The organism is Spirillospora sp. NPDC052269 (assembly GCF_040679435.1).
Lineage (GTDB): Bacteria > Actinomycetota > Actinomycetes > Streptosporangiales > Streptosporangiaceae > Spirillospora.
In genome coordinates this window covers 629,230-651,393 of the sequence record NZ_JBFAUU010000001.1, presented here as the reverse complement: position 1 = coordinate 651,393, position 22,164 = coordinate 629,230, and the positions used below count along the sequence as shown (strand labels likewise).

Genomic DNA, 22,164 nt, shown 5'->3' with positions numbered 1-22,164 from the left:
CCCAGAGCCTAATCTCTCGAGGTTTTCCACAGATCGGCGGAGGCGGGTCACGTGTCGGCGGCCGCTGGTAGCTTCGGTGGTCTTCGGAAGGTTCGGGTGAGCTGGGGGAACATCGGCATGCTGGTCGCGCACGGCACGTGGCACGGCGGGGCGCTGTGCCTGTGGGCCGAGCGGAGCGGTCCGCACACGCCCGCCGGCGACGCGGGCCCGTCCGGGGGCGGGCGGGGTCCGTCCGGCGGGGAGGCGCATCCGTTCGCGACCCGCGACTTCTCCGGCACGTCCTACGAGCCGCTGGTCACCGGAGCGATGCGGGTCGACCTGGCGATGGCGCTGCCCACCCACGGCGACCATCCGCAGCCGTCGGCCGAGCTCGGCCCCGAGCCGTTCGACGGGCCGCCCGAGCTGCGCGCCTGGCGGGTCCCCGCGCTCGTCCTGGAGCCGTTCCCGGCGATGGCGCTGCTCCAGGCCGCCGAGCACAGCGGCGACATCGTCCCCGGCAGCGACCTGCGGTTCCTGTGCCTGCTCGCGGACGAGGCCGTCCGGCTCGCCGAGCGCGGCCACGTCCTGCCCGCCCTGCTCCGTGAGGACGGCGACCTCGTCGCGCGCTGGCGTCCGGTGATCGACGACCCCACCCGCTTCGGCGACCTCGCGCGCGCGATGCCCGCCGCGTGCCGCGCCGCCGAGGGGGGCCGTCCGGCGGCCGAGGTCCTGCGCGAGGCCCTGTCCGGCATGGTCGACACCGCCGTCCGCGGGGTCGTGCCCCACCCGCTGCTCCCCCCGCGCAAGGGCAAGGCCCCCGACCGCCTGCCCCTGGCCGAGCGCTGGGTCGAGGCCCTCACCGGCCCGTCCCCACTGGTCGCGCGCGAGCCCCGCGACGACCCCGGCGACCTGATCACCGAGCTGGACGCCTGGTACACCGCCGCCCACCGCCCGTCCGGCCCCCTACGCGTCTGCTTCCGGCTCTACGAGCCGTCCACCACCGAAGACACCGAAGAGACCGCGGAAACCCCGGAAGAGACCTCCGTGGAGCCGTCCGCGCCGTCGTGGCGGGTCGAGTTCGCCCTCCAGGGCACGGAGGACCTGAGCCTCTACGTCCCCGCCGCGCTCATCTGGGCGGGCGAGGCGAACTTCCTCCCCGACGCTGAGGAGACCCTCCTCGCCGGCCTCGGACGGGCCCTGCGCCTGTTCCCCGACATGGCCCCGGCCCTGAACGGCCCCGTCCCCTGCGAGGCCGGGCTCGACACCGCCGGAGCGTTCCGCTTCCTCAAGCAGGCGGCTCCCATGCTCGCCGCCGCGGGCTTCGGCGTCCTGCTGCCGCAGTGGGCGGGCAAGGCCAAGCTCGGCATGAAGCTCACCACGCGCTCGCAGGAGGGCGAGGGCTCGGGCGCGGCCACGAGCTCCGGTTTCGACCTCCAGGGCATGGTCGACTTCCGCTGGGACCTCGCCATCGGCGACGAGGCCATCGACGAGGACGAACTCGAAGAGCTCGCCCGCCTCAAGGCGCCGCTCGTCCGCCTCCGCGGCCAGTGGGTCGAGCTGGACGAGGAACAGCTCGAAGCCGCGCTCGACTTCCTCCGCCACCCCCGCGCGGGCACGATGCCCGCCGCCGAGGCCATGCGCGCCGTCATCCACGCCGGCGACGACGCCCTCCCCCTCGTCGACGTCGACGCGGACGGCTCCTTCGGCGACCTCCTCTCCGGCTCCGCCGACCGCCGCCTCGCTCCGGTCACAACCCCCGAGGGATTCAACGGAAAGCTCCGCCCCTTCCAAGAACGCGGCCTTTCCTGGCTCCAGTTCATGGAATCTCTAGAACTAGGCGGAATTCTCGCAGATTCGATGGGGCTGGGTAAGTGCCATTCTCCGGATGATCTTGTCTATATCAACGGCTTCCTCAGTAAGACAAAGGACATCTGGGCACGCTATGCGACTCTTCCAGAATATGACGACGATGGCGGAGTCTGGGCCACTCCGAAAGAGACCCTCACAGTCAATTCCATCGACGCTGACGGCCATATCGTCCAAGCATCGGTCATCCGACTCTACCGACAGCACGTCCGCGAGCCCCTCCGTCGAATCCGGCTGAACGACGGCAGTGACTTCACCGTCACCCGCCGACACCGCGTGCACGGCCTCGACGGCTGGACCCGAGAGTTGCAGGTGGGTGACCGAGTCTGCGTCCCGGCGCGCCTGACCCATGACGGCACCCCCGTCGATCCGGACCTGACCATCCTGCTCGCCTGGCAGATCGCCGAAGGCCACGAACCCCGACCGTCCAGTGCAACTATCACCCAGAAGGACGTCCGGGTACTCGTCGACCTGCGCACGCGCCTTCTGCGGGTCGGCGATCGCTTCCGCCTCAAGGTCAACCGGCCCTCGATCAGCCCAGCCAACGAATCCCATGGCTCATATCTGCGTTTCGACAGCAAAGAATACCGCGAATTCATCGAGGAGCGGCTGGGGTACCGTTGGGGAAGAGTCTCCAAGCACAAGAAAATTCCCGACCCCATCGTCTCTGCGGACGATGCCACCGTCTCCCTGTTCCTGCGCCATTATTTCGCGGCCGAGGCAGCCGTCCTGCAAGAATCCCGCATCGTCGAGATATCATCAGCCTCGGTATTCATCATCCGTCAGCTCTCGGCGATGCTGCGACGATTCGGCATCTGGCTGCGGGTGCGCACCAAATACAAGCACGCCACCAACGGAACAGGCATCAAGCGGCCTTACCAGGTGGCCATCATCGGCGGTCCGAGTCTCCGTCTCTTCCGTGAGCACATCGGCATCGCCGACCCCGTCAAGCAGGCCAAACTCGACGCCGTCTGCGAGAAGCCCGCCAACTCCAACACCGAGGGTGTCCCCGGCAGCGACCTGCTTCAGCAGGCTCGCGAGCTCACCGGCCTGCCGATGCTGCATTTCGGTGTGCCCTGCGTCTACTTCGCAGGCACCCAGGAGCTCTCCCGTGCCACCGCACGCGACGCGGTGGAAGCGATGGACCGCATGCTGTCCGGCGAGGCGGCGTCCCAGTACGCAGCCCTGCCCAAGAGCAAGTGGACCTCCCGGCCCCTTGCCGCCTATGAGGGCTTGGACAAGGACGGCCTGCGGCAGATCCGCGACCTTCTCCACGCACGGGCCACGCGAGACGCCTTCTACGCGACGGTCGCTTCCGTTGAGGAGATCGACTACGAAGGTCACGTCTACGACTTCGAGGTCGCCGGCCACCACAACTACGTGGCCGAGGGTGTCCTGAGCCACAACACGGCGCAGACTCTCGCTCTCCTCGCCGCAGAACGCGTTGGCGAGTCTGAGGGTGAAGGCCCCGGGCCGACGCTGCTGGTGGGGCCCATGTCGCTGGTGGGGAACTGGCAGCGGGAGGCGGCGAAGTTCACGCCGAAGCTGCGGGTCTACGTGCATCACGGGACGGGGCGGCATCGGGACGAGGAGCTGGTGCGGGCGGCGTCGCAGGCCGATCTGGTGCTGACCACGTACGGAACGGCGGCGCGGGACGCGGAGATGCTGGCCGAGGTGCCCTGGCGGCGCGTGGTGTGCGACGAGGCCCAGGCGCTGAAGAACAGCGGCACCCGGCAGGCGCGCGCGGTGCGTGGCATCCCCGCGCGCACGAGGCTCGCCCTGACCGGAACGCCCGTGGAGAACCACCTGACCGAGCTGTGGTCGATCATGGAGTTCGCGAACCCGGGGCTGCTCGGGCCGCGCGCGGCGTTCCGGGAGCGGTTCGCCGTGCCGATCGAGCGGGACGGCGACGAGCGGGCGGCATCGGCGCTCAAGCGCGCGACGCAGCCGTTCATCCTGCGCAGGCTGAAGACCGACAAGTCGATCATCTCCGACCTGCCGGAGAAGCAGGAGATCAAGGTCTACTGCAACCTCACGCCCGAGCAGGCGTCCCTGTACCAGGCGACGCTCGACGACATGCTCGAGCAGATCGCGGAGGCCGACGAGAAGCAGCGGCGCGGGCTGGTCCTGGCGACGATGGCCAAGCTCAAGCAGGTCTGCAACCACCCGGCGCACCTGCTCAAGGACGGCTCGCGGCTGCCCGGCCGGTCCGGGAAGCTGGAACGGCTCGAGGAGATCTGCGCCGAGGTGGTCGAGCAGGGCGAGAAGGCGCTGGTGTTCACCCAGTACGCCGAGTTCGGCTCGATGCTCCAGCCGTACCTGGCGGCGCGGCTCGAACGGCCCGTCCTGTGGCTGCACGGCGGCACGTCCAAGCAGCAGCGGGACGACCTGGTCCAGCACTTCCAGAGCGATTCCGAGCCGTCGGTGTTCCTGCTGTCGCTGAAGGCCGCCGGCACCGGGCTCACGCTGACCGCCGCCAACCACGTCGTGCACGTCGACCGCTGGTGGAACCCCGCGGTCGAGGACCAGGCCACCGACCGCGCGTTCCGCATCGGGCAGACCAAGAACGTGCAGGTCCGCAAGTTCGTCTGCGTCGGCACGATGGAGGAGCGGGTGGACGAGATGATCGAACGCAAGAAGGCGCTGGCCGAGTCCATCGTCGGCACCGGCGAGGACTGGCTCACCGAGCTGTCGGTCGCCGAGCTGCGCGACGTCCTGCGCCTGTCCCCCGAGGCGGTGAGCGACTGATGCCGCAGTACGGCGATCCCATCGAGGTCGAGGGCGGCCTCCGCGCGCACACGAGGCGCGGGTCGATCGGATCGGAGTGGTGGTCGCGCCGGTTCATCGACCTGGTCGAGTCGTTGGCCGACACCGGGCGGCTCCAGCGCGGCCGCTCCTACGCGCGCAAGGGCCAGGTCATCGACCTGCGGGTCGAGGCGTACGAGGTGACGGCGCGCGTCCAGGGGTCGCGGCCCGAGCCCTACGAGGTGGCGCTCGGCATCGACGCGATCGACGACGCCGACTGGGCGCGGGTGGAGGCCGAGCTCGCGACCCGCGCGGTGTTCCGGGCCCGGCTGCTCGCCGGGGAGATGCCCCCCGAGATCGAGGACGTGTTCGCCGGTCTCGGCCTGTCGCTGTTCCCCGAGTCCGCCGCCGACCTGCACCTGATGTGCGACTGCCCGGACTGGGGCGACCCGTGCAAGCACGCCGCGGCCGTCCTCTACCTGCTCGCCGAGTCCTTCGACGACGACCCGTTCCTCATCCTCGCCTGGAACGGCCGCACCCGCGACCGGCTCCTCACCGCCCTGCGCCGCGCCCCCGCGCAGGACGCGCCGAGCCCGTTCGAGGTCGAGGACGAGCCGCTGGCCGCCGAGGGCTTTTGGACGCCGCCCTCGGGCCTGGCCCGGCTGCGCGACCGTCCCGCGGTCCCGCCCGTCCCGCCGGGGTTCCTGATGCAGGTCGTCGAGCCGCCGCCGGTGAAGGTCCGCCGCCGCGCCCTCACCGACGTCCTCCAGCCCGCCTACGAGGCCCTGGCGTCCACCCCGTTCACCACCGACTGACCCTGGAGGGACCGACTGACCCTGGAGGGGAGGCCGGTGGCGTCGGGTCAGCCGCAGTGGCACGGGGCCAGCCGTAGTGGCGTGGGGCGGCCGTAGTGGCGTCGGGTCAGCCGCAGTGGCGTGGGGTCAGCCGTAGTGGCTGCCGGTGCAGCCGACCTCGCCCGCGATGACGGACCAGACGCCCAGGAGGCCGACGATCTCGTGGAAGTCGTCGGTGGTGAACTCGGTGGTGCGCGGTCCGGTGAGGCGGACGCCGGGGACGACCTCGCACGACTGGGCGATGGCGGTGGAGCTCCACTCGACCCCGAGTGTGTAGGGCGGTTCGACGACGTGGCGGCGCCAGCGGTCGGGTGAGGCCAGCACGGCGCGCGCGGCCTCGTTGATCATGCGGTGGGCGCGGGCGGGCGGGACGAGCTCGGCGGCGTACCGGTCGCTGCCCTTCTTGACCGCGACGGTCGCCACCTCGCCGAGCACCTCGCGCGCCTCCGCGCAGGCGGCGACGTCCCCGGTGACCAGGCCGACCGGGACGCCGAGGCTGGACGCGTAGGCGGCCATCAGCCGGATCTCCCCCGCGACCTCGCCGTTGAAGGTGACGTTCTGGATCTCGCGTCCCATCCACGTGTGGTTCAGGACGCCCCGGGGCGTCCCCGCCCGCGCGTGGTAGCCGACGTACATGGCGACGTCGCACCAGTTGCCGAGCCCCTCGGCCATGCGCATGGGCTTGTACGGGCCGCGGACGAGGGTGCAGCGCTCGTCGATGAGGTCGACGCGCAGGTTCTTGCCGCTGCCGTGGGCGTCGGCCACGACGACCTTCTCCGCCCCGGCGTCGAACGCCGCGGTGATCACGGCGTTGGCGTCGGCGGTCATCAACTCGCAGCCGCGCTCGTAGCCGCGTCCGCCCGCGCGCATCTCCTCGGGGTCGGTGAGCCCGGTGATGCCCTCCATGTCCACCGAGACGAACACCTTCATCCGCCCGCACCTCCACTGGTCTCCCACGGTTCCGGCAGGACGAGCCAAGCCGATCTTGCCCGTCCTGACAAGGTCGCGCACCGGTGGTTCGACGGCAGCAGCTATCGAACACCTTCTTGCACCCCTGCGATCAAATGTAGTACATCTACTATCAACAGTCAGAGTTCTACGGTGACAGGAGATGGCGAGGCCGGTGCCGACGGACAAGGACAAGGAGCTCGTGCACAACCGCATCGCGGTGCTGCGGGCGGAGCGGGGCGTGTCGCGGCGCGAGCTGGCGACGGCGCTCGGCGTGCACTACCAGACGGTCGGCTATCTGGAGCGGGGCGAGTACAGCCCCAGCCTGCACCTGGCACTCCAGATCGCCGAGTACTTCCAGGTGCCGGTGGAGGTGGTCTTCTCGCTGAAGCCGTTCCCGCTCATCGGCAGCACCACTTTGTAGGGAGACAACAAATGACGACCCCCCTCACCAAGCGCGACGAAAAGCTGTTGGCCGCCCTCCAGAGTGAGGTGCCGAGCCGGTATGCGACACAGAGCGGACGGCGCAACCTCGTGCGCATGGGCATCGCGTGCCTGGCGTTGTTCTATGTCAGCACGGTCGTCTGCTGGGCACTGGCCCCCAGCGACACCGCCATGTACCTGACGTTCGTGTGCGACGGAATCGGCCTCGTCGCCGGGGCGCTGGTCCTTGGGCAGATGGTGGTGGTCACGCGTGGCACCACGCGCCTCCCCGACCACCTGCTGGACGAGCGGCAGGCGTTGGAGAAGCTGCGTGCGCACTCGACGTCGCATCGCCTGACCGTGATCCTGCTGTTCGCCGCCCTGTTCGTGATCGAACTGGGGATGTCCTTCAGCGGTGACCATTCGCCGTCGGCCGCCGTGGTCGTCACCTTCGCGGCGCTCCTGGTCACGGTCTCCGCGCTGCCACTGCTGGTGACCACCTGGCGTATGCCCGATCCCATCCCCGACGAGGACGACGCTTGACCTTCTGAACGTTGGGCGGGCCCGGCCGTGAAGGCCGCGCCCGCCTTTACTTTCGTCCCTAGCGAAGGTCGCCGTTGGTCATGCCGTGCGGCGCGGGTGGGAGCGCCACCAGGCCCATCTCCGCGCGGCTGGCGAGCATCGCATGCCGCGGGACGACGCGGACGCTGTAGCCGAACGCCCCACTGCGCACGAGCGGCACCTCCCCCGCATAGCGGAGCCGTCCGTCACCGGCGGATTCGGGACTGGTCAGCTCCAGGTAGGACGGTTCGACGATGGCGTCGGCCTCGTCCACCCGTCCGTAGGCGACCTCCACGGCGACATCGGACGGTTCCAGGCCACCGAGGTCCACGACCACACGGACCATCAGGCGCGTCCCCACGTGCGGACTCTCCTCGCCCTGCGTTTCGACATGTTCAACGACCACGCCCTGCCATGCCTTGCGGATCCGCTGCTTCCATACGGCGAGCGCTCGTGCGCCCGCGTATCCGTCGCCGCCCATCGCGCGCGCGGAGACAGCGGCGGGCGTGTAGTAGTCGGTGACGTAGTCGCGGAGCATCCGTGTGGCGAGCACCTTGGGCCCGAGCGTCGCGATGGTGTGCTTCACCATTTCCAGCCAGCGCCTGGGCAGGCCGGACGCGTCGCGGTCGTAGAACATCACCGAGACGTGCTCTTCGAGGAGTTCGTAGAGGGCGGCGGCCTCCAGGGCGTCGCGGCGGTCCGGTCCGGCCAGCCCGTCGGCGGACGGGATGGCCCAGCCGTTCTGGCCGTCGTACCACTCGTCCCACCAGCCGTCCCTCACGGACAGGTTGAGCGCTCCGTTGAGGGCGGCCTTCATCCCGGACGTCCCGCACGCCTCCAAGGGCCTCAGCGGGTTGTTCAGCCATACGTCGCAGCCTTGGACGAGCAGCCGGCCGAGAGCGATGTCGTAGTCCGGGAGGAAGACGACACGGTGGCGGACGTCCTCGGCGTCAGCGAACCGGACGATGTCCTGGATGAGCCGCTTGCCGCCCTCGTCCGCCGGGTGCGCCTTGCCGGCGATGACGATCTGGACGGGACGGTCCGGGTCGAGCAGGATCGCGCGCAGCCGGTCCGGATCCCGCATCATCAGGGTGAGCCGCTTGTAGGACGGGACTCGCCGGGCGAACGCGATGGTCAGGACGTCCGGGTCGAGCGCCTCGTCGATCCATCCGATCTCGGCCTCGCTGGCACCACGCGTGCGCCACGACTCGCGCAGCCTGGTCCGCGCGTTCTGCACAAGCCGTTCGCGCAGAACGCGCCTAACCTGCCACATCTCACGTTCTGAGACGTCACGCACTTTCTCCCAGCCCTGCGCGGCTTCCACTACGGAAGGCACCTCGCGGGCGGCCAGTTCGAGGATTTCGCGTGCGACCCATGTCCCGGCATGGACGCCGTTCGTGATGGACCCGATCGGCACCTCGGCCTTGTCGAACCCGCCCCACAGCCCACCGAACATGTCCCGGCTGACCTCGCCGTGCAGGGTGGAAACGCCGTTAACGCGCTGCGCGAGGCGCATCCCCATGACGGCCATGTTGAAGACCGTGGGATCGCCGTCCGCATAGTCTTCGGCACCGAGTTCGAGGATGCGTTCCACCGGGACGTCGTGGTCCTCGTTCGTCCCGCCGAAGTACTTTCGGACCAGCTCTCTCGGAAAGCGGTCGATTCCGGCCGGGACGGGCGTGTGCGTGGTGAACACGGTTCCCGCACGCGTCGACTCCAGCGCCTCCTCGAAATCGAGGCCTTCGCCGGAGACCAGCTCACGGATGCGTTCCAGCCCGAGGAAGCCCGCATGGCCCTCGTTCGTATGGAACACCTCAGGTTCCGGGTGGCCGCTGACACGGCAGTAGGCGCGAATGGCCCGAACACCACCGATGCCCAACAGCATCTCTTGCAGCAGGCGGTGGTCACCGCCTCCTCCATAGAGACGGTCGGTGATGTCGCGTGCGGGTTGGTCGTTGTCCTCGACGTCCGAATCGAGGAGGAGTTGTGGGACTCGCCCCACGCGGGCGAACCACACCTGTGCGTGCAGGTCACGTCCCTGGGGCAGCCCAATGGATATCCGTACCGGATCGTCGTTCTCTTCCCTGAGGAGGGTGAGTGGCAGGCCGTTCGGGTCGATCGGTGGGTAGCGCTCCAGTTGCCACCCGTCGGGTGAGAGCGACTGCGAGAAGTAGCCATGCTTGTAGAGCAGCCCTACGCCGATGAGGGGCACGCCCATGTCGCTCGCGGTTTTGAGGTGGTCCCCGGCCAGAATGCCGAGGCCGCCGGAGTACTGCGGCAGCGCGGCGGTGATTCCGTACTCCGGCGAGAAGTAGGCGACGGCGCGCGGGCCGTCCGCGAGCGACTGGCACCAGCGCGGTTCGTTCAGGTATTCGCGCAGCTCGTCAGCGGTGTCGTGCAGGCGTCGCAGGAACCGGCGGTCATGGGCCAGCAGTTCCAGGCGTTCGGGGCCGACCTCGCCCAGCAGCTTGACGGGGTCGTGCCGGACCTCTTCCCACAGCGAGGGATCGACCTCGCGGAACAGATCCAGGGTCTCGTGGTGCCACGACCAGCGGAGGTTGAGGATCAGTTCCTCTAGAGGGCGGAGGGGTTCTGGAAGGACGGTGCGTACGGTGAATCTACGGATTGCCTTCACGCCCGGCCACGCTAGGCGCTGACTCCTGCGCGCGCGACCCGCGCGACAAGACCCTCACCTGTCGGCGCCCGCCGTCACCACAGAGCGCGAAACACAGCCGTACGCGAAGTCACCGCAGGACGCGAAGTCACCGCGGTAGGCGAAGTCACCGCGGGACGCGAATGGCCTTGTGTAGGCGCAGTCCCACGACAGCGGTGATCGCGCCGATGGCGAGCCCGGCTGAGTTGTAGACCATGTCGCCCGGGTCGCATTCGCGTCCGGGATCGAGCGTTTGTAGGAACTCCACAAGCACGAACGTCAGCGACAGAAACACCGGTGCCGCGACGGCTCGTCTGGTCGCAACGACGGAAAGCGCACCGGACGGCACCCACAGCGCCACGTTCATGACGTCCTCCAGGCCACGGTCCCCGAACGTGCGGACCGACCAGGCGGCGTGGTCGACCGGGTGCGACAGGCAGAGCGACAGCCGCTCCCCCGCGCCGGGCTCCACCGTCATGGGGACGGTCATGGCGAGGATCAGGCACGTCCACAGCAGCAGGCCGAGGGTGGGCAGCGGGGCCCACCCGGTACGGCGGACGAGCGGGCGCCACACGGCCACCGCGACGATCGCCAGCACCGTCCACAGCGTCAGCGCGCGGACGGCCTCGATGGGGAGGTGATGCGGCAGATGCGGCACACCTGGGACGACGAGCCGCGCGCGGCGGGAGTTCGCGCGCGTCCGCCCCCGGCCAGCGAGAGGTAACCGAAATGTAGCGAAAAGTAATCAATGCTTCCTGGGAGACCTGCGGCCGGACGCGGGCATGGACGGTTTTGGCCAACGCGAACGGGTAGGGGATGGCGCATGCGAGTCGAGTCCGGAACGTCCTCGATGCACGGTTTGATGACGATCGGACGGATTCCGATACTCGACGTCGCGCCTCTGGTGGGCGGCGGACGCTGGCCCGCCAAGGCCGTCGTAGGCGAAACGTTCGAGGTCAGCGCGACGGTGTTCCGTGAGGGCCACGAGATGCTCGGCTGCGCTGTCGCCCTTCGCGCGCCCGACGGGGAGACGGTCCAGTCCACGCGCATGCACGAGGTCGGCCAAGGGCTGGACCGGTACGCGGCCGAGGTGACGCCCACGACCGAGGGGCTCTGGCACTACCGCGTCGAGGCCTGGGGCGATCCGATCGCGCACTGGCGCCACGACGCCGAGATCAAGATTCCGCGCGGGCAGGACGTGGAGCTGATGTTCCGCGAGGGCGCCAAGCTGTTCGCCCGCGCCGCCAAGCAATCGCCTTCGGTGATGCGGTCCGTCCTTACACGCCTGGTGGCGACGCTCAAGGACCGCACGATCCCCATTGGCGAGCGCCTGGACGCGGCTGCGGCATCGGACGTCCTCGAGATCGAGGAGCGGCACCCGCTTCGCGACCTGCTGACCACCACCGAGTGGCTGCCCTTGGCGGTACATCGCGAGCGCGCGCTGTATGGGGCCTGGTACGAGTTCTTCCCTCGTTCCGAGGGCGCGTCGTTCGACCCCATGGGACGGCGCGGGCCGATGTCGGGAACGTTCCGCACGGCCATGAAGCGTCTGCCCGCCATCGCCGAGATGGGGTTCGACGTGGTGTACCTCCCGCCCATCCACCCCATCGGCAGGACGTTCCGCAAGGGCCCCAACAACACCCTGGAGGCGGGTCCGTACGATCCGGGCTCTCCCTGGGCGATCGGCTCTGCCGAGGGCGGGCACGATGCCGTCCACCCGGAACTGGGCACGCTGGAGGATTTCCGCGCGTTCGTGGACTACGCGCGTGACCTCGGCATGGAGGTCGCCCTCGACCTGGCGTTGCAGTGCGCTCCGGACCATCCGTGGGTGAGCGAGCATCCGGAGTGGTTCACCACGCGTGCGGACGGGACGATCGCCTACGCCGAGAACCCGCCCAAGAAGTACCAGGACATCTACCCGCTCAACTTCGACAACGACCCCGAAGGCATCCATGCCGAGGTGCTCCGCATCGTCCGGCACTGGATGGCGCAGGGCGTGCGCATCTTCCGTGTGGACAACCCGCACACCAAGCCCGTCCCCTTCTGGGAGCGGCTGCTGGCCGACGTCGCCGCCACCGATCCGGACGTGCTGTTCCTGGCGGAGGCGTTCACACGCCCGGCGATGATGCACACGCTGGCGAAGGTGGGCTTCCACCAGTCGTACACGTACTTCACCTGGAAGAACTCCCAGGAGGAGCTCCAGGAGTACTTCCAGGAGCTCGCGGGCGACGCGGCGAGCTACATGCGCCCCAACGTCTTCGTGAACACCCCGGACATCCTCAACGAGTACCTGGTCCACGGCGGACGTCCGGCATTCGAGATCCGGGCCGTCCTGGCGGCGCTGCTCGCGCCCGCGTGGGGGCTGTACTCCGGCTACGAGCTGATCGAGAACGTTCCCGTCCGCCCCGGCAGTGAGGAGTACCGCGACTCGGAGAAGTACCAGTACCGGCCCCGCGACTGGGAGACGGCCGAGAGCGAGGGGCGGAGCATCGCACCGCTCATCTCGAGACTCAACGCCTTCCGGCGCGCCCACCCCGCCCTCCACCGACTCCGCAATCTCCGCTTCCACCACGTGGACATGCCCGAGTTCGTCGCGTTCTCCAAGGCGCTGCATGACGGCGATGCGCCGCCGGACGACAGGACGCGGCAGGACGACGTCGTGCTGGCCGTGGTGAACCTCAACCCGCACGTGGTCCGTGAGGCGACCGTCCACCTGGACCTGCCCGCGCTGGGGCTCCGCCCGGACGAGGAGTTCGTCGTGACCGACGAGCTGTCCGGCGAGTCCTACACGTGGCGGCAGGCCAACTACGTGCGACTCGACCCTCACGTCCGACCGGCCCACATCCTCACGTTCCGGAGAGGCCAGAGTTGAGCGAAGCACGCCGCGAGGCGGCGCACGCCCCGCACTCCCCGCAGACAACCCCCCGCAACGACCACGACACCCTCCGTGACGCCACGTACGAGTCGCTGAGCGACCGGCCGCCCGTTCCGCTCCCCGCGAGCGACCCGCTTCCCGAGATCCTGCCAGAGGCCCTCTCAGCGACGCCGGGCGAACCCGTCCCGGACGCCTTCGACCCCGGCACGCCGCGCGACCCGCACTGGTTCAAGACCGCCGTCTTCTACGAGGTGTCGGTGCGCGGCTTCGCCGACTCCAACCACGACGGCTACGGCGACCTGCGCGGACTGGTGAGCAAGCTCGACCACCTGCAGTGGCTCGGCGTGGACTGCCTGTGGCTGCTGCCGATCTACCAGTCCCCGCTGCGGGACGGCGGCTACGACATCGCCGACTACACCCGGATCCTCCCGGAGTTCGGGGAGCTGGGCGACTTCGTCGAGCTGATCGAGGCCGCGCACGCGCGAGGCATCCGCGTCATCGCGGACCTGGTCATGAACCACACCAGCGACCAGCATCCCTGGTTCCAGGCGTCGCGTTCCGATCCGGACGGCCCGTTCGGCGACTTCTACATGTGGTCCGACCGGGACGACCAGTACCAGGACGCCCGCGTCATCTTCGTGGACACCGAGACGTCCAACTGGGCCTACGACCCCGTGCGCGGGCAGTACTACTGGCACCGGTTCTTCACACACCAGCCGGATCTGAACTACGACAACCCCGCCGTCCAGGAGGCCATGCTCGAGGTCCTGCGCTTCTGGCTGGACCTCGGCATCGACGGTTTCCGGCTCGACGCCGTCCCGTACTTGTACGCGCGCGAGGGGACGAACTGCGAGAACCTGCCTGAGACCCACTCCTACCTCAAGCGCGTACGCGCCGAGGTGGACCGCCTCTACCCCGACCGGGTGCTGCTGGCGGAGGCCAACCAGTGGCCCGGGGACGTGGTGGAGTACTTCGGCGACCCGGGCGCGGGCGGGGACGAGTGCCACATGGCGTTCCACTTCCCGGTGATGCCGCGGATCTTCATGGCCGTGCGCCGCGAACAGCGCTACCCCATCTCCGAGATCATGGCGCAGACCCCGAAGATCCCCGAGAACTGCCAGTGGGGCATCTTCCTGCGCAACCACGACGAGCTGACCCTGGAGATGGTCACCGACGAGGAACGCGACTACATGTACGCGGAGTACGCCAAGGACCCGCGCATGAAGGCGAACATCGGGATCCGCCGGCGGCTGGCGCCCCTCCTGGAGAACGACCGGAACCAACTGGAACTGTTCACGGCCCTCCTGCTGTCCCTGCCCGGCTCACCCGTCCTGTACTACGGCGACGAGATCGGCATGGGCGACAACATCTGGCTGGGCGACCGGGACGCCGTGCGCACGCCCATGCAGTGGACGCCCGACCGCAACGCGGGCTTCTCCCGCTGCAACCCGGCCCGCATGTACCTGCCGCTCATCATGGACCCGATCTACGGCTACCAGGCCGTCAACACCGAGGCGCAACGCGACAACCCCGGATCGCTGCTCAACTGGACCCGCAAGATGATCGAGATCCGGCGGCGGCACCCGGTGTTCGGCGTCGGCACGTTCGTCGAGCTTTCCGCGTCCAACCCGAGCGTCCTGGCCTTCGTGCGCGAGATCCCCAACGGGGAGTCGAACCACTGGGGCGGCATGGACACCGTCCTGTGCGTGAACAACCTGTCGCGCTTCCCCCAGCCGGTGGAGCTCGACCTCAGGCGCTTCGAGGGGTCCACCCCCATCGAGTGCATGGGCGGCGTGCGGTTCCCCGCGATCGGCGAGCCGCCCTACCTGCTGACCCTTCCGGGACACGGCTTCTACTGGTTCCTCCTCCCCCCTCCGGACACGCCAGAGGTGATGTGACGTGCGGCCCTCCCTCCCCTCACTGGTCGACCTCCTCGCAGAATGGCTCCCCGCGCAGCGCTGGTTCGCGGGCAAGGACCGTCCGATCCGCGAGGTCGGCATCGGCACGGCGACCGCGCTGCTCCCCGGTGATCCCGGCCTGCACCACCTGGTGGTGAACGTCCGGCAGAACGGTGAGTCTGAGCAGTATCAGCTCCTCGTCGGCGTCCGGCGAAGCCTTCCGGAGCGGATGCGTCCGGCGGAGATCGGATGGCTCGCCCTCGACGCGGGCGCACGAGGCGGGCTCGGTGGCTACAGGGACGCGGCCCACGCCTTCGACGCCGTCCACGATCCGGAACTCGCGCACTGCCTGCTGACTCACATGGCGGACGAGACCGTCATAGGGCCGCTCCGGTTCCGGCACGTCCCGGGAGCCGACCTGGACACCGACCTCGCGCCCACGGTGAGCACGGCCGAACAGAGCAACACCTCGCTCATCTACGGCGACGAGTACATCTGCAAGCTGTTCCGCAAGCTCTCCCCTGGCGTGAACCTCGATCTCGAAGTGAACCTGGCGCTGACCAGGCTCGGCTGTGCCCACGTCCCGGGCGTGTACGGGTGGGCGGAGCTGAAAACGGGCGGCAAGGGCGTCACGACGTTGGCGCTCCTGTCCGAGTACCTGCACTCAGGGACGGACGGCTGGAAACTCGCCATCACCAGCGTCCGGGACTGGTTCACGCAACCGCATCCGGCGGACGGCACGGACGCAGGGGCGGGCGCAGGCGCGGCGGGTGGCGACTTCGCGGCGGAGGCCGAACGGCTGGGAACGGCGACGGCGAGCGTCCACCGGGACCTTGCCAAGGCGTTCGGCCGTTCCGAACTGCCGCCGGAACGCGTGCGCACGATGGCCGCACGGATGCACGACCAGCTCGATCGGGTACGCGCGACCGTCCCCGAGATCGAGCCCTACGCGAAGGTGATCGGCTCGGCGTTCACGTCACTGGCCGAGTGGAGCCGTCCGCTGCCCGTCCAGCGCGTCCATGGCGACTACCACCTCGGTCAGGTGATGCGCACCGACACCGGCTGGGTACTGCTCGACTTCGAAGGCGAGCCGGCCCGCAGCGCGGACGAGCGCCGGGAGCCCTCGCACCCGCTGCGGGACGTGGCGGGCATGCTGCGCTCGTTCGAGTACGCCGCGAGGTTCCTCCATACGGCGGACCCGCACATGTCGCCCGAGGCGGAACAGAGCCTGGAGCGACGCGCGCGGGCTTGGGCGGCCCGGAACAGGGCCGCGTTCTGCCGCGGGTACGCGTCCGCGGGAGGCCCCGATCCCGCCGGGCATGAGACGCTGCTGAGGGCGCTGGAGTTCGACAAGGCCGTCTACGAAGTCCGTTACGAGGCCGCCAATCGCCCCTCATGGCTTCCCGTTCCCCTGAGATCACTCGCACATCTCACGGAATGATCTCCCAGACTGTTCTCAGATTTCTCCCAGACTATTCCTGGAATCGACGCGGACATCCAGGAAGGGGCGGCATTCGGGGGTCGAATGAGCGCGGAAGGACGTCCGCCGCGATCTTTATTGACCCGTGACATTGATCGCAATGGCCACATCCGGCCAGGTCACATGTGCCGGTACGGCAGCTTTACCGTCATTTGTCCGGCGCAGCAATCCGTGATGATGCCCTTACCTGTCGGAGCCGTACCAGGTGCGTAGGCGTTCCTGCGCAACTTAAACGAGTGCTCGGGCGGATCCTCCAAACATGATGGGCGAACCTGGCATCTAAACGGGTCAGGACGTCAACTACTTACGGGGTCTCCATGTCATCCTCCAATCACACGGCCCACGCTGTCGGCGTGCCGAGAACGGCCGCCGGAGCCCATAGCGACAACCTCGTGAACCTCACCGACCACGGCCGCCGATGGCGAACCGTCACGGCCGTCGTCCCGACGCTCAACGAGCGCGAGAACCTCGAATGGCTCCTCCCCCGCCTGTACGCGAACGAGGAGCTGGACGAGATCGTCATCGTCGACGGCGAGTCCACCGACGGCACGCGCGAGCTCGCCGCCGCGTACGCGCAGGACTCGATCGTCCCCGGCCCGCACCCCGTCGTCCGCCTCATCTCGCAGCCGCCCCGGGGGAAGGGCGCCGCGATGCGCGAGGGGCTCGCCGCCGCCACCTGCGACATGATCATCATGCTCGACGCCGACGGCAGCATGGACCCCGAGGAGTTCACCGCCTTCCTGGCCCTGCTCCGCCGCGGCTACCAGTTCGTCAAGGGCACCCGCTACGGCTGCGGGGGCGGCTCGGACGACCTGACCGGGCTCCGCCGCCTCGGCAACCGCGCGCTCACGTGGCTCGCCAACCGGCTCTACCGCCAGCACTGGACCGACCTGTGCTACGGCTACGTCGCGCTGCACCGCGACGCGGTCGAGCCGCTGCGGCTGCGCTCCACCGGTTTCGAGATCGAGACCGAGATGTGCGTCAACGCCGTGCGCGCGGGCCTGCGCATCGCCGAGATCGCCAGCCACGAGACCGAGCGGCGGTTCGGGGTGTCCAACCTCAACACCTGGCGCGACGGCTGGCGCGTCCTGCGCACGATGGTCCGGCTCCGGTTCGCCGGCCCGCTCGGCCCCGAGGACGCGGGCGCGCCGCTGCCCGTGGCCGAGCACCTGTGCCCCGGAGCGCTCGCCGCGTCCGTTCCGGCGGCCGGGCCCTCGCCGGCGTCCGTCGAGGACGCGCCCGACCGCCTGCGGCCGTCCTGGCGGGCCGCCGCGCTGAGCCGGACGGGGACCGAGTGAAGGTCTCCGTCGTCCGCCCGTCCGATCTCGGCGACGCCGAGATCGGACGGTGGCGCGCGCTCCAGGCGTCCGACCCCGACCTGGCCAACCCCTTCCTCGCGCCCGAGTTCACGCTCGGCGTCGGCCGGTTCCGCCGCGAGGGGCCGGGCCGGGTGGACGTCCTGGTGGCCGTCGTCGAGGACGCCGGGGAGATCGCGGCGTTCTTCCCGTTCGAGCGCGGTCCCCTGGGAATCGGGCATCCGGTCGGCTTCGGCCTCACCGACCTCCAGGGCCTCGTCGCACCGCCCGGCCTCGCGCTCGACGCGCGCGTGTTGCTGCGCGCGTGCGGTCTCGCAGTGTGGGACTTCGACCACCTGCTCGCCGCACAGCGCACCTTCGCGTCGCACCACACCGTCCGCCGCGTCGAACCCGTCATGGACCTCGGCGCCGGGTTCGCCGCCTTCGAGGAGGAGATGCGGCAGGCCGCGCCCAAGACGCACAAGACGATCCGCTACAAGGAACGCAAGCTGGGCCGGGACGTCGGTCCGGTCCGCTACGTGTTCGCCTCGGACGACCCCGAGGACCTGCGGCGCCTCATGGACTGGAAGTCCGACCAGTACAACCGGACGGGACGCACCGACCGCTTCGCGCGCCCGTGGATCGTCGCCCTGGTGGAGCACTTCCACCGCACCGGGTTCGGCGTGCTGAGCGTCCTGTGGGCGGGCGACGAACCCGTCTCGGCGCACTTCGGGCTGCGCAACGAGGGCGTTATGGCGGGCTGGTTCCCCGCCTACGACACCCGCTTCGGCAAGTACTCGCCCGGCATGGTCGGCCACCTGCACCTGGCCGAGGGCTGCACCCTGAACGGCATCTCCGAGATCGCGATGGGACGCGGCGGCAAGGAGTTCAAGGAGGGCTTCAAGGGGCGGGAGATACCGATCGCCGAGGGACGGGTCGCGCGCAACACCGCGGGCGCGGGCGTGCACTGGATGCGGGCCACACCGCTGAACAAGGCGCGCGGAGCCGTCCTCGACAACCCGGCCCTATACAAGCGGGCCGACCGTGTTCTCAAGACGTACGCCAAGTTGAGGGGGCGTAGCCGATGACCGATCCCCTCCAGGGCGAGGCGTCCATGGATCCACTCAAGGGCGGGCCGCCGGTGGCCTCGCCCAAGAGCAGGCCGCCGATCGAGCCTCTCAAGAACGAGCCGCGCATCTCCGTGGTGATCTGCGCGTACACGGAGAAGCGGTGGGACGACGTGCACGCGGCGGTCGCCTCCGTGCGCGCGCAGGAGTCCGCCCCCGAGGAGATCGTCCTCGTCATCGACCACAACCCGGCGTTGTACGAGCGTCTCAAGTCGTCCCTGCCGGACGTGCGTGTGGTGGAGAACCGCGAGGAGCGCGGCCTGTCCGGAGGGAAGAACACCGGCGTCGCAGTCGCGAACGGGGACGTCGTGGCGTTCCTGGACGACGACGCCGTTGCCGCCCCCGGATGGCTGCGCGCCTTCTCCCGGCACTATGCGGATCCCTATGTCGCGGGCGTGGGCGGGATGACACTGCCCATGTGGCCGGGGTCCACGCCGTCCTCCGATCTGGTGTCGGAGCCTGTGCCTACGTCCACCGGCACGCGTCCCCACTGGTTCCCTGAGGAGTTCGACTGGACGGTGGGCTGCACCTACCGGGGCCTGGAGGCGGGCCCGGTGCGCAACCTCATGGGCGGCAACGCCTCCTTCAGGCGGGAGATGTTCCCCATCGCAGGGGGGTTCAGCACAGGGATAGGACGCGGCGTCCACAGAAGGCCGTTCGGTTGTGAGGAGACCGAGTTCTGCATCAGGCTGAGGCAACGAAGCCCCGAATCCGAACTGCTGCTCGACGACGAAGCGATCATCTGGCACCGCGTCCCGCCCGAACGCGCCCGATTCCCCTACTTCCGCGAACGCTGCTACGCCGAAGGACTGTCGAAGGCCCAGGTCACCCGTAGCGTCGGCACGCAGGACGGTCTCGCCAGCGAGCGCGCCCACGCGCTCCGCACCCTTCCCCGGGGCGTCCTGCGGGGCCTCGGCGACACCTGCCGCGGTGACCTCTCCGGGCTCGGCCGCGCGTCCGCCATCACGGTCGGACTCGCGTGGACGGCCTGGGGCTACGCCGTCGGCAGGTACGCCGCACGACGCACGACGCACGCCGCCTCCGGCGCGGCCGCCCGTCCCAACGGGGAGGAACCCGCCCAGTGAGCGCCGACCAGCCCGCCGTCCCGATCCTGATGTACCACTCGGTCACCGACCGGCCGACGCCCGAGACCCGTGGCCTGTCGGTCCCCGTCGCCGCGTTCGCCGACCAGATGGCGCATCTCACCGCGCACGGCTTCACGCCCATCCCCTTCTCCGCCCTCGGCTCCACCGCTCGTGCGCGCGGGGAGCGGCCGGTGGTCATCACGTTCGACGACGGGTACGCCGACTTCCACGAGAACGCGCTGCCGGTCCTGGAGCGGCACGGGTTCGCGGCGACCGTGTTCGTGACCACCGGGTGGCTCGCGGACGCGGGGGCCGACGCCGCCGGACGTCCGCTCGACCGCATGCTCTCGTGGGCGCAGGTCGCCGAGGCCGCCGCGCACGGCATCGAGATCGGCGGGCACAGCCACAGCCATCCACAACTCGACCAACTCGACGACCACGCGCTGCGCGAGGAGCTCGTCCGCAGCCGCGGCCTGTTGGAGGACCGGCTCGGCGAGCCCGTCCGGACGATGGCCTATCCGTTCGGCTATTCCAGCGCGCGCGTGCGTCGGATGGCGCGCGCGGCGGGGTACGACACGGCGTGCGCGGTCGCCAACCGGATGGCGGCCGGGGCGGCCGACCCGCTCGCCCTCCCCCGGCTGACCGTCCGCGCGACGACCGGGCCCGGCACGTTCGCCCGCGTCGTCGAGGGGAGGGGCATCCCCCTGGTCTTCCTCAAGGACCACGCCCTCACCCGCGGCTACGCCGTCGTCCGCCGCGCCCGCTACACCCTCCGCCGCGCCTCCACCCCGCACCGCGCCTTCACCTCACCCGCACGTGAGCCGGCTTCGAAATCCCGGGGAGACCGGCCGTGACAGGTTCCAGCGAGGCACGTCCGGAGGCCGTCGGAGCTCCGGCGGACCGCCGCGCGCGTTCGGCGGACGCCGCCGAACATCCGGCGGACCGCGGCGGACCGCCGGCGGACGGAAACGAGAGGCCGCCGGTGGACGGGAGCAGGCCGCCGGTGGACGGGGGTGAGGGGCCGGCGGAGACGCCCGGGAGCGCGGGTGGGTGGTTGCGGCGGGAGCTGTCCAACCCGTTGTTCCGCAACGCGTACGCGCTGATGATGAACGGGGGGCTGACCGGCTTGCTCGGGCTCGGCTACTGGGCGCTCGGGGCCAAGCTGTACGCGCCGGACGACATGGGCCGCAACTGGGCGGTGATCCAGGCGATCATGTTCGTCGGCAGCGTGACGATGCTGAACTTCCTGCTGATCCGGTTCGTCCCACAGACGGCGCGGCACACGCGCGCGCTGGTGCTGGCCTGTTACGGGACGGGCGCGGTGGCCGCGGCGCTGTTGGCGCTCGCGTTCCTGGGGACGCTGTCGTGGTGGGGGCCGTCCTTCCGGCATCTGCACGACTGGCGGTCGGCGCTGTGGTTCCTGGTCATGGCGGTCGCGTGGAACCTGTGGAACCAGCAGGAGGGCGTGTTCACCGGCCTGCGGCACGCGGGCTGGGTGCCGGTCGTGAACGTGGCGTTCGGGCTGGCCAAGCTCGTGCTGCTGGTCGCCGTCGCGGGCGCGTTCCCGGCGGACGGGGTGACATTGTCCTGGTTCGTCCCTGTGCTGGTGGCGCTCCCGCCGGTCAGCTACCTGATCTTCGGACGGCTGATCCCCCGGCACCGCGCGGAGAACTTCGGCCGCGGCCCGCGCCCGACCCACAGGGAGATCTGGCGCTACCTCGGCGGCGCGTACCTGGGCGGCGCGTTCCAGTACGCCTCGATCAGCCTGATCCCGGTCATCGTCGCCGCGCACCTGGCCGAGGACGCCAACGCCTACTTCCAAATGGCGTGGGCGCTCGGCATGATGCTCGACCTGCTCGCCCTGACGCTGTCCATGTCGCTGACGGTGGAGGGCTCCTTCGACACCGGCCGGCTCGCCTCGTCCGCGCGCGCGGCCATGCGGCGCACGCTGACGCTGCTGCCGCCGGTCATCCTCGTGGTCGTCGTGGGCGCGCCCTTCGGCCTGGCGTTCTTCGGGCACGACTACGCGGCGCGCGGCGCCCCGCTGCTGCAGATCCTCGCGCTCGCGGTGCTGCCCAAGGCGCTGATCGAGCTCTACATCGGCGTCCTGCGGGTGGAGAACCGCACCCGGCTGATCGCGCTCCTCCAGGCCGTCCGCTTCCTCGCCGTGCTCGGGCTGCTCTTCCCGCTCATCGACCCGCGGCACCTGGGCGTCATCGGGATGGCGATCCTCGCGGTGAACACCGTCGTCGCCTTCCTCGTTCTGCCGGGCCTCGTGCGCGCGATCCGGGGGACGCCCCCGGCCCGCGCCAGGTCCGCGTCCAGCTCGTACAGGTCCTCAGGGTTCAGCAACGTCTCCCCCACATCTTCCTGTC

The 22,164-nt window shown here is 69.8% G+C and carries 15 protein-coding genes and 1 pseudogene; 13 read left to right on the top strand and 3 right to left on the bottom strand.

Translation table 11 applies throughout. The features are described from left to right. Positions 1-117 precede the first annotated feature (117 nt). The 3 genes and pseudogenes from AB0L06_RS03070 to AB0L06_RS03060 all read left to right on the top strand — a co-directional run. Positions 118-1,611, top strand: a pseudogene (locus tag AB0L06_RS03070) (SNF2 helicase-associated domain-containing protein); the annotation flags it as partial. Beyond that, positions 1,597-4,593, top strand: a complete 2,997-nt coding sequence (locus AB0L06_RS03065) for an SNF2-related protein (RefSeq protein WP_500229309.1) — start codon at positions 1,597-1,599, stop codon at positions 4,591-4,593. The pseudogene AB0L06_RS03070 and the gene AB0L06_RS03065, both read left to right, overlap by 15 nt. Then, positions 4,593-5,405 carry an SWIM zinc finger family protein gene (locus AB0L06_RS03060; protein ID WP_500229218.1) on the top strand — a complete coding sequence of 271 codons (813 nt, stop codon included), beginning with the start codon at positions 4,593-4,595 and terminating at the stop codon, positions 5,403-5,405. The genes AB0L06_RS03065 and AB0L06_RS03060 overlap by 1 nt, the downstream gene beginning before the upstream one ends. A 126-nt stretch (positions 5,406-5,531) precedes the next feature. On the opposite strand, the gene AB0L06_RS03055 is transcribed toward AB0L06_RS03060, so the two are convergent. Then, complete coding sequence (locus tag AB0L06_RS03055; protein ID WP_500229217.1) at positions 5,532-6,374, bottom strand: M55 family metallopeptidase; 843 nt, start codon at positions 6,372-6,374, stop codon at positions 5,532-5,534. A 181-nt stretch (positions 6,375-6,555) separates the two neighbouring features. Between AB0L06_RS03055 and AB0L06_RS03050 the strand changes: the two genes are divergently transcribed. Both AB0L06_RS03050 and AB0L06_RS03045 read left to right on the top strand, forming a co-directional pair. Continuing rightward, a complete protein-coding gene (locus AB0L06_RS03050; RefSeq protein WP_500229216.1) occupies positions 6,556-6,816 on the top strand; it encodes a helix-turn-helix transcriptional regulator in 261 nt (86 codons plus the stop codon). A gap of 11 nt (positions 6,817-6,827) precedes the next feature. Next, complete coding sequence (locus AB0L06_RS03045) at positions 6,828-7,358, top strand: hypothetical protein (RefSeq protein WP_500229215.1); 531 nt, start codon at positions 6,828-6,830, stop codon at positions 7,356-7,358. A 58-nt stretch (positions 7,359-7,416) separates the two neighbouring features. Here AB0L06_RS03045 and glgP read toward each other — a convergent pair whose 3' ends face one another. Then, complete coding sequence (glgP, locus tag AB0L06_RS03040) at positions 7,417-10,011, bottom strand: alpha-glucan family phosphorylase (RefSeq protein ID WP_500229214.1); 2,595 nt, start codon at positions 10,009-10,011, stop codon at positions 7,417-7,419. A 145-nt stretch (positions 10,012-10,156) separates the two neighbouring features. Next, on the bottom strand, positions 10,157-10,687 hold the full coding sequence (locus AB0L06_RS03035) for a VanZ family protein (RefSeq protein WP_500229213.1): 531 nt from the start codon (positions 10,685-10,687) through the stop codon (positions 10,157-10,159). 165 nt (positions 10,688-10,852) lie between these two features. On the opposite strand from AB0L06_RS03035, the gene AB0L06_RS03030 reads away from it, so the two are divergent. From AB0L06_RS03030 to AB0L06_RS02995, 8 genes are all read left to right on the top strand, one after another. Continuing rightward, positions 10,853-12,901: an alpha-1,4-glucan--maltose-1-phosphate maltosyltransferase gene (locus tag AB0L06_RS03030; RefSeq protein ID WP_500229212.1), complete on the top strand. Its 2,049-nt coding sequence runs from the start codon at positions 10,853-10,855 to the stop codon at positions 12,899-12,901. 149 nt (positions 12,902-13,050) lie between these two features. Next, the gene (gene treS, locus AB0L06_RS03025; protein ID WP_500229308.1) at positions 13,051-14,802 is read left to right on the top strand and encodes a maltose alpha-D-glucosyltransferase; all 1,752 of its coding nucleotides are present in this window, start codon (positions 13,051-13,053) and stop codon (positions 14,800-14,802) included. A 1-nt stretch (position 14,803) separates the two neighbouring features. After that, the gene (locus AB0L06_RS03020) at positions 14,804-16,243 is read left to right on the top strand and encodes a maltokinase N-terminal cap-like domain-containing protein (protein WP_500229211.1); all 1,440 of its coding nucleotides are present in this window, start codon (positions 14,804-14,806) and stop codon (positions 16,241-16,243) included. 392 nt (positions 16,244-16,635) lie between these two features. Next, on the top strand, positions 16,636-17,580 hold the full coding sequence (locus AB0L06_RS03015) for a glycosyltransferase family 2 protein (RefSeq protein ID WP_500229210.1): 945 nt from the start codon (positions 16,636-16,638) through the stop codon (positions 17,578-17,580). Then, positions 17,577-18,665 (top strand): GNAT family N-acetyltransferase, encoded by a 1,089-nt coding sequence (locus AB0L06_RS03010; protein ID WP_500229209.1) that lies wholly within the window; start codon positions 17,577-17,579, stop codon positions 18,663-18,665. The genes AB0L06_RS03015 and AB0L06_RS03010 overlap by 4 nt, the downstream gene beginning before the upstream one ends. Further along, complete coding sequence (locus AB0L06_RS03005) at positions 18,662-19,789, top strand: glycosyltransferase family 2 protein (protein ID WP_500229208.1); 1,128 nt, start codon at positions 18,662-18,664, stop codon at positions 19,787-19,789. The genes AB0L06_RS03010 and AB0L06_RS03005 overlap by 4 nt, the downstream gene beginning before the upstream one ends. Then, the gene (locus AB0L06_RS03000; protein WP_500229207.1) at positions 19,786-20,643 is read left to right on the top strand and encodes a polysaccharide deacetylase family protein; all 858 of its coding nucleotides are present in this window, start codon (positions 19,786-19,788) and stop codon (positions 20,641-20,643) included. Before AB0L06_RS03005 ends, AB0L06_RS03000 begins: the two co-directional genes overlap by 4 nt. After that, a partial coding sequence (locus AB0L06_RS02995; protein WP_500229206.1) for a lipopolysaccharide biosynthesis protein occupies positions 20,640-22,164 on the top strand: 1,525 nt, incomplete at its 3' end. The genes AB0L06_RS03000 and AB0L06_RS02995, both read left to right, overlap by 4 nt.

Excerpts from the sequence above, each read along its gene's own strand:
- AB0L06_RS03005 (WP_500229208.1), top strand. The coding sequence starts at position 18,662 with ATGACCGATCCCCTCCAGGGCGAGGCGTCCATGGATCCACTCAAGGGC.
- AB0L06_RS03065 (WP_500229309.1), top strand. The coding sequence starts at position 1,597 with ATGCCCGCCGCCGAGGCCATGCGCGCCGTCATCCACGCCGGCGACGAC.
- AB0L06_RS03045 (WP_500229215.1), top strand. The coding sequence starts at position 6,828 with ATGACGACCCCCCTCACCAAGCGCGACGAAAAGCTGTTGGCCGCCCTC.
- AB0L06_RS03050 (WP_500229216.1), top strand. The coding sequence starts at position 6,556 with ATGGCGAGGCCGGTGCCGACGGACAAGGACAAGGAGCTCGTGCACAAC.
- AB0L06_RS03055 (WP_500229217.1), bottom strand. The coding sequence starts at position 6,374 with ATGAAGGTGTTCGTCTCGGTGGACATGGAGGGCATCACCGGGCTCACC.
- AB0L06_RS03030 (WP_500229212.1), top strand. The coding sequence starts at position 10,853 with ATGCGAGTCGAGTCCGGAACGTCCTCGATGCACGGTTTGATGACGATC.
- AB0L06_RS03060 (WP_500229218.1), top strand. The coding sequence starts at position 4,593 with ATGCCGCAGTACGGCGATCCCATCGAGGTCGAGGGCGGCCTCCGCGCG.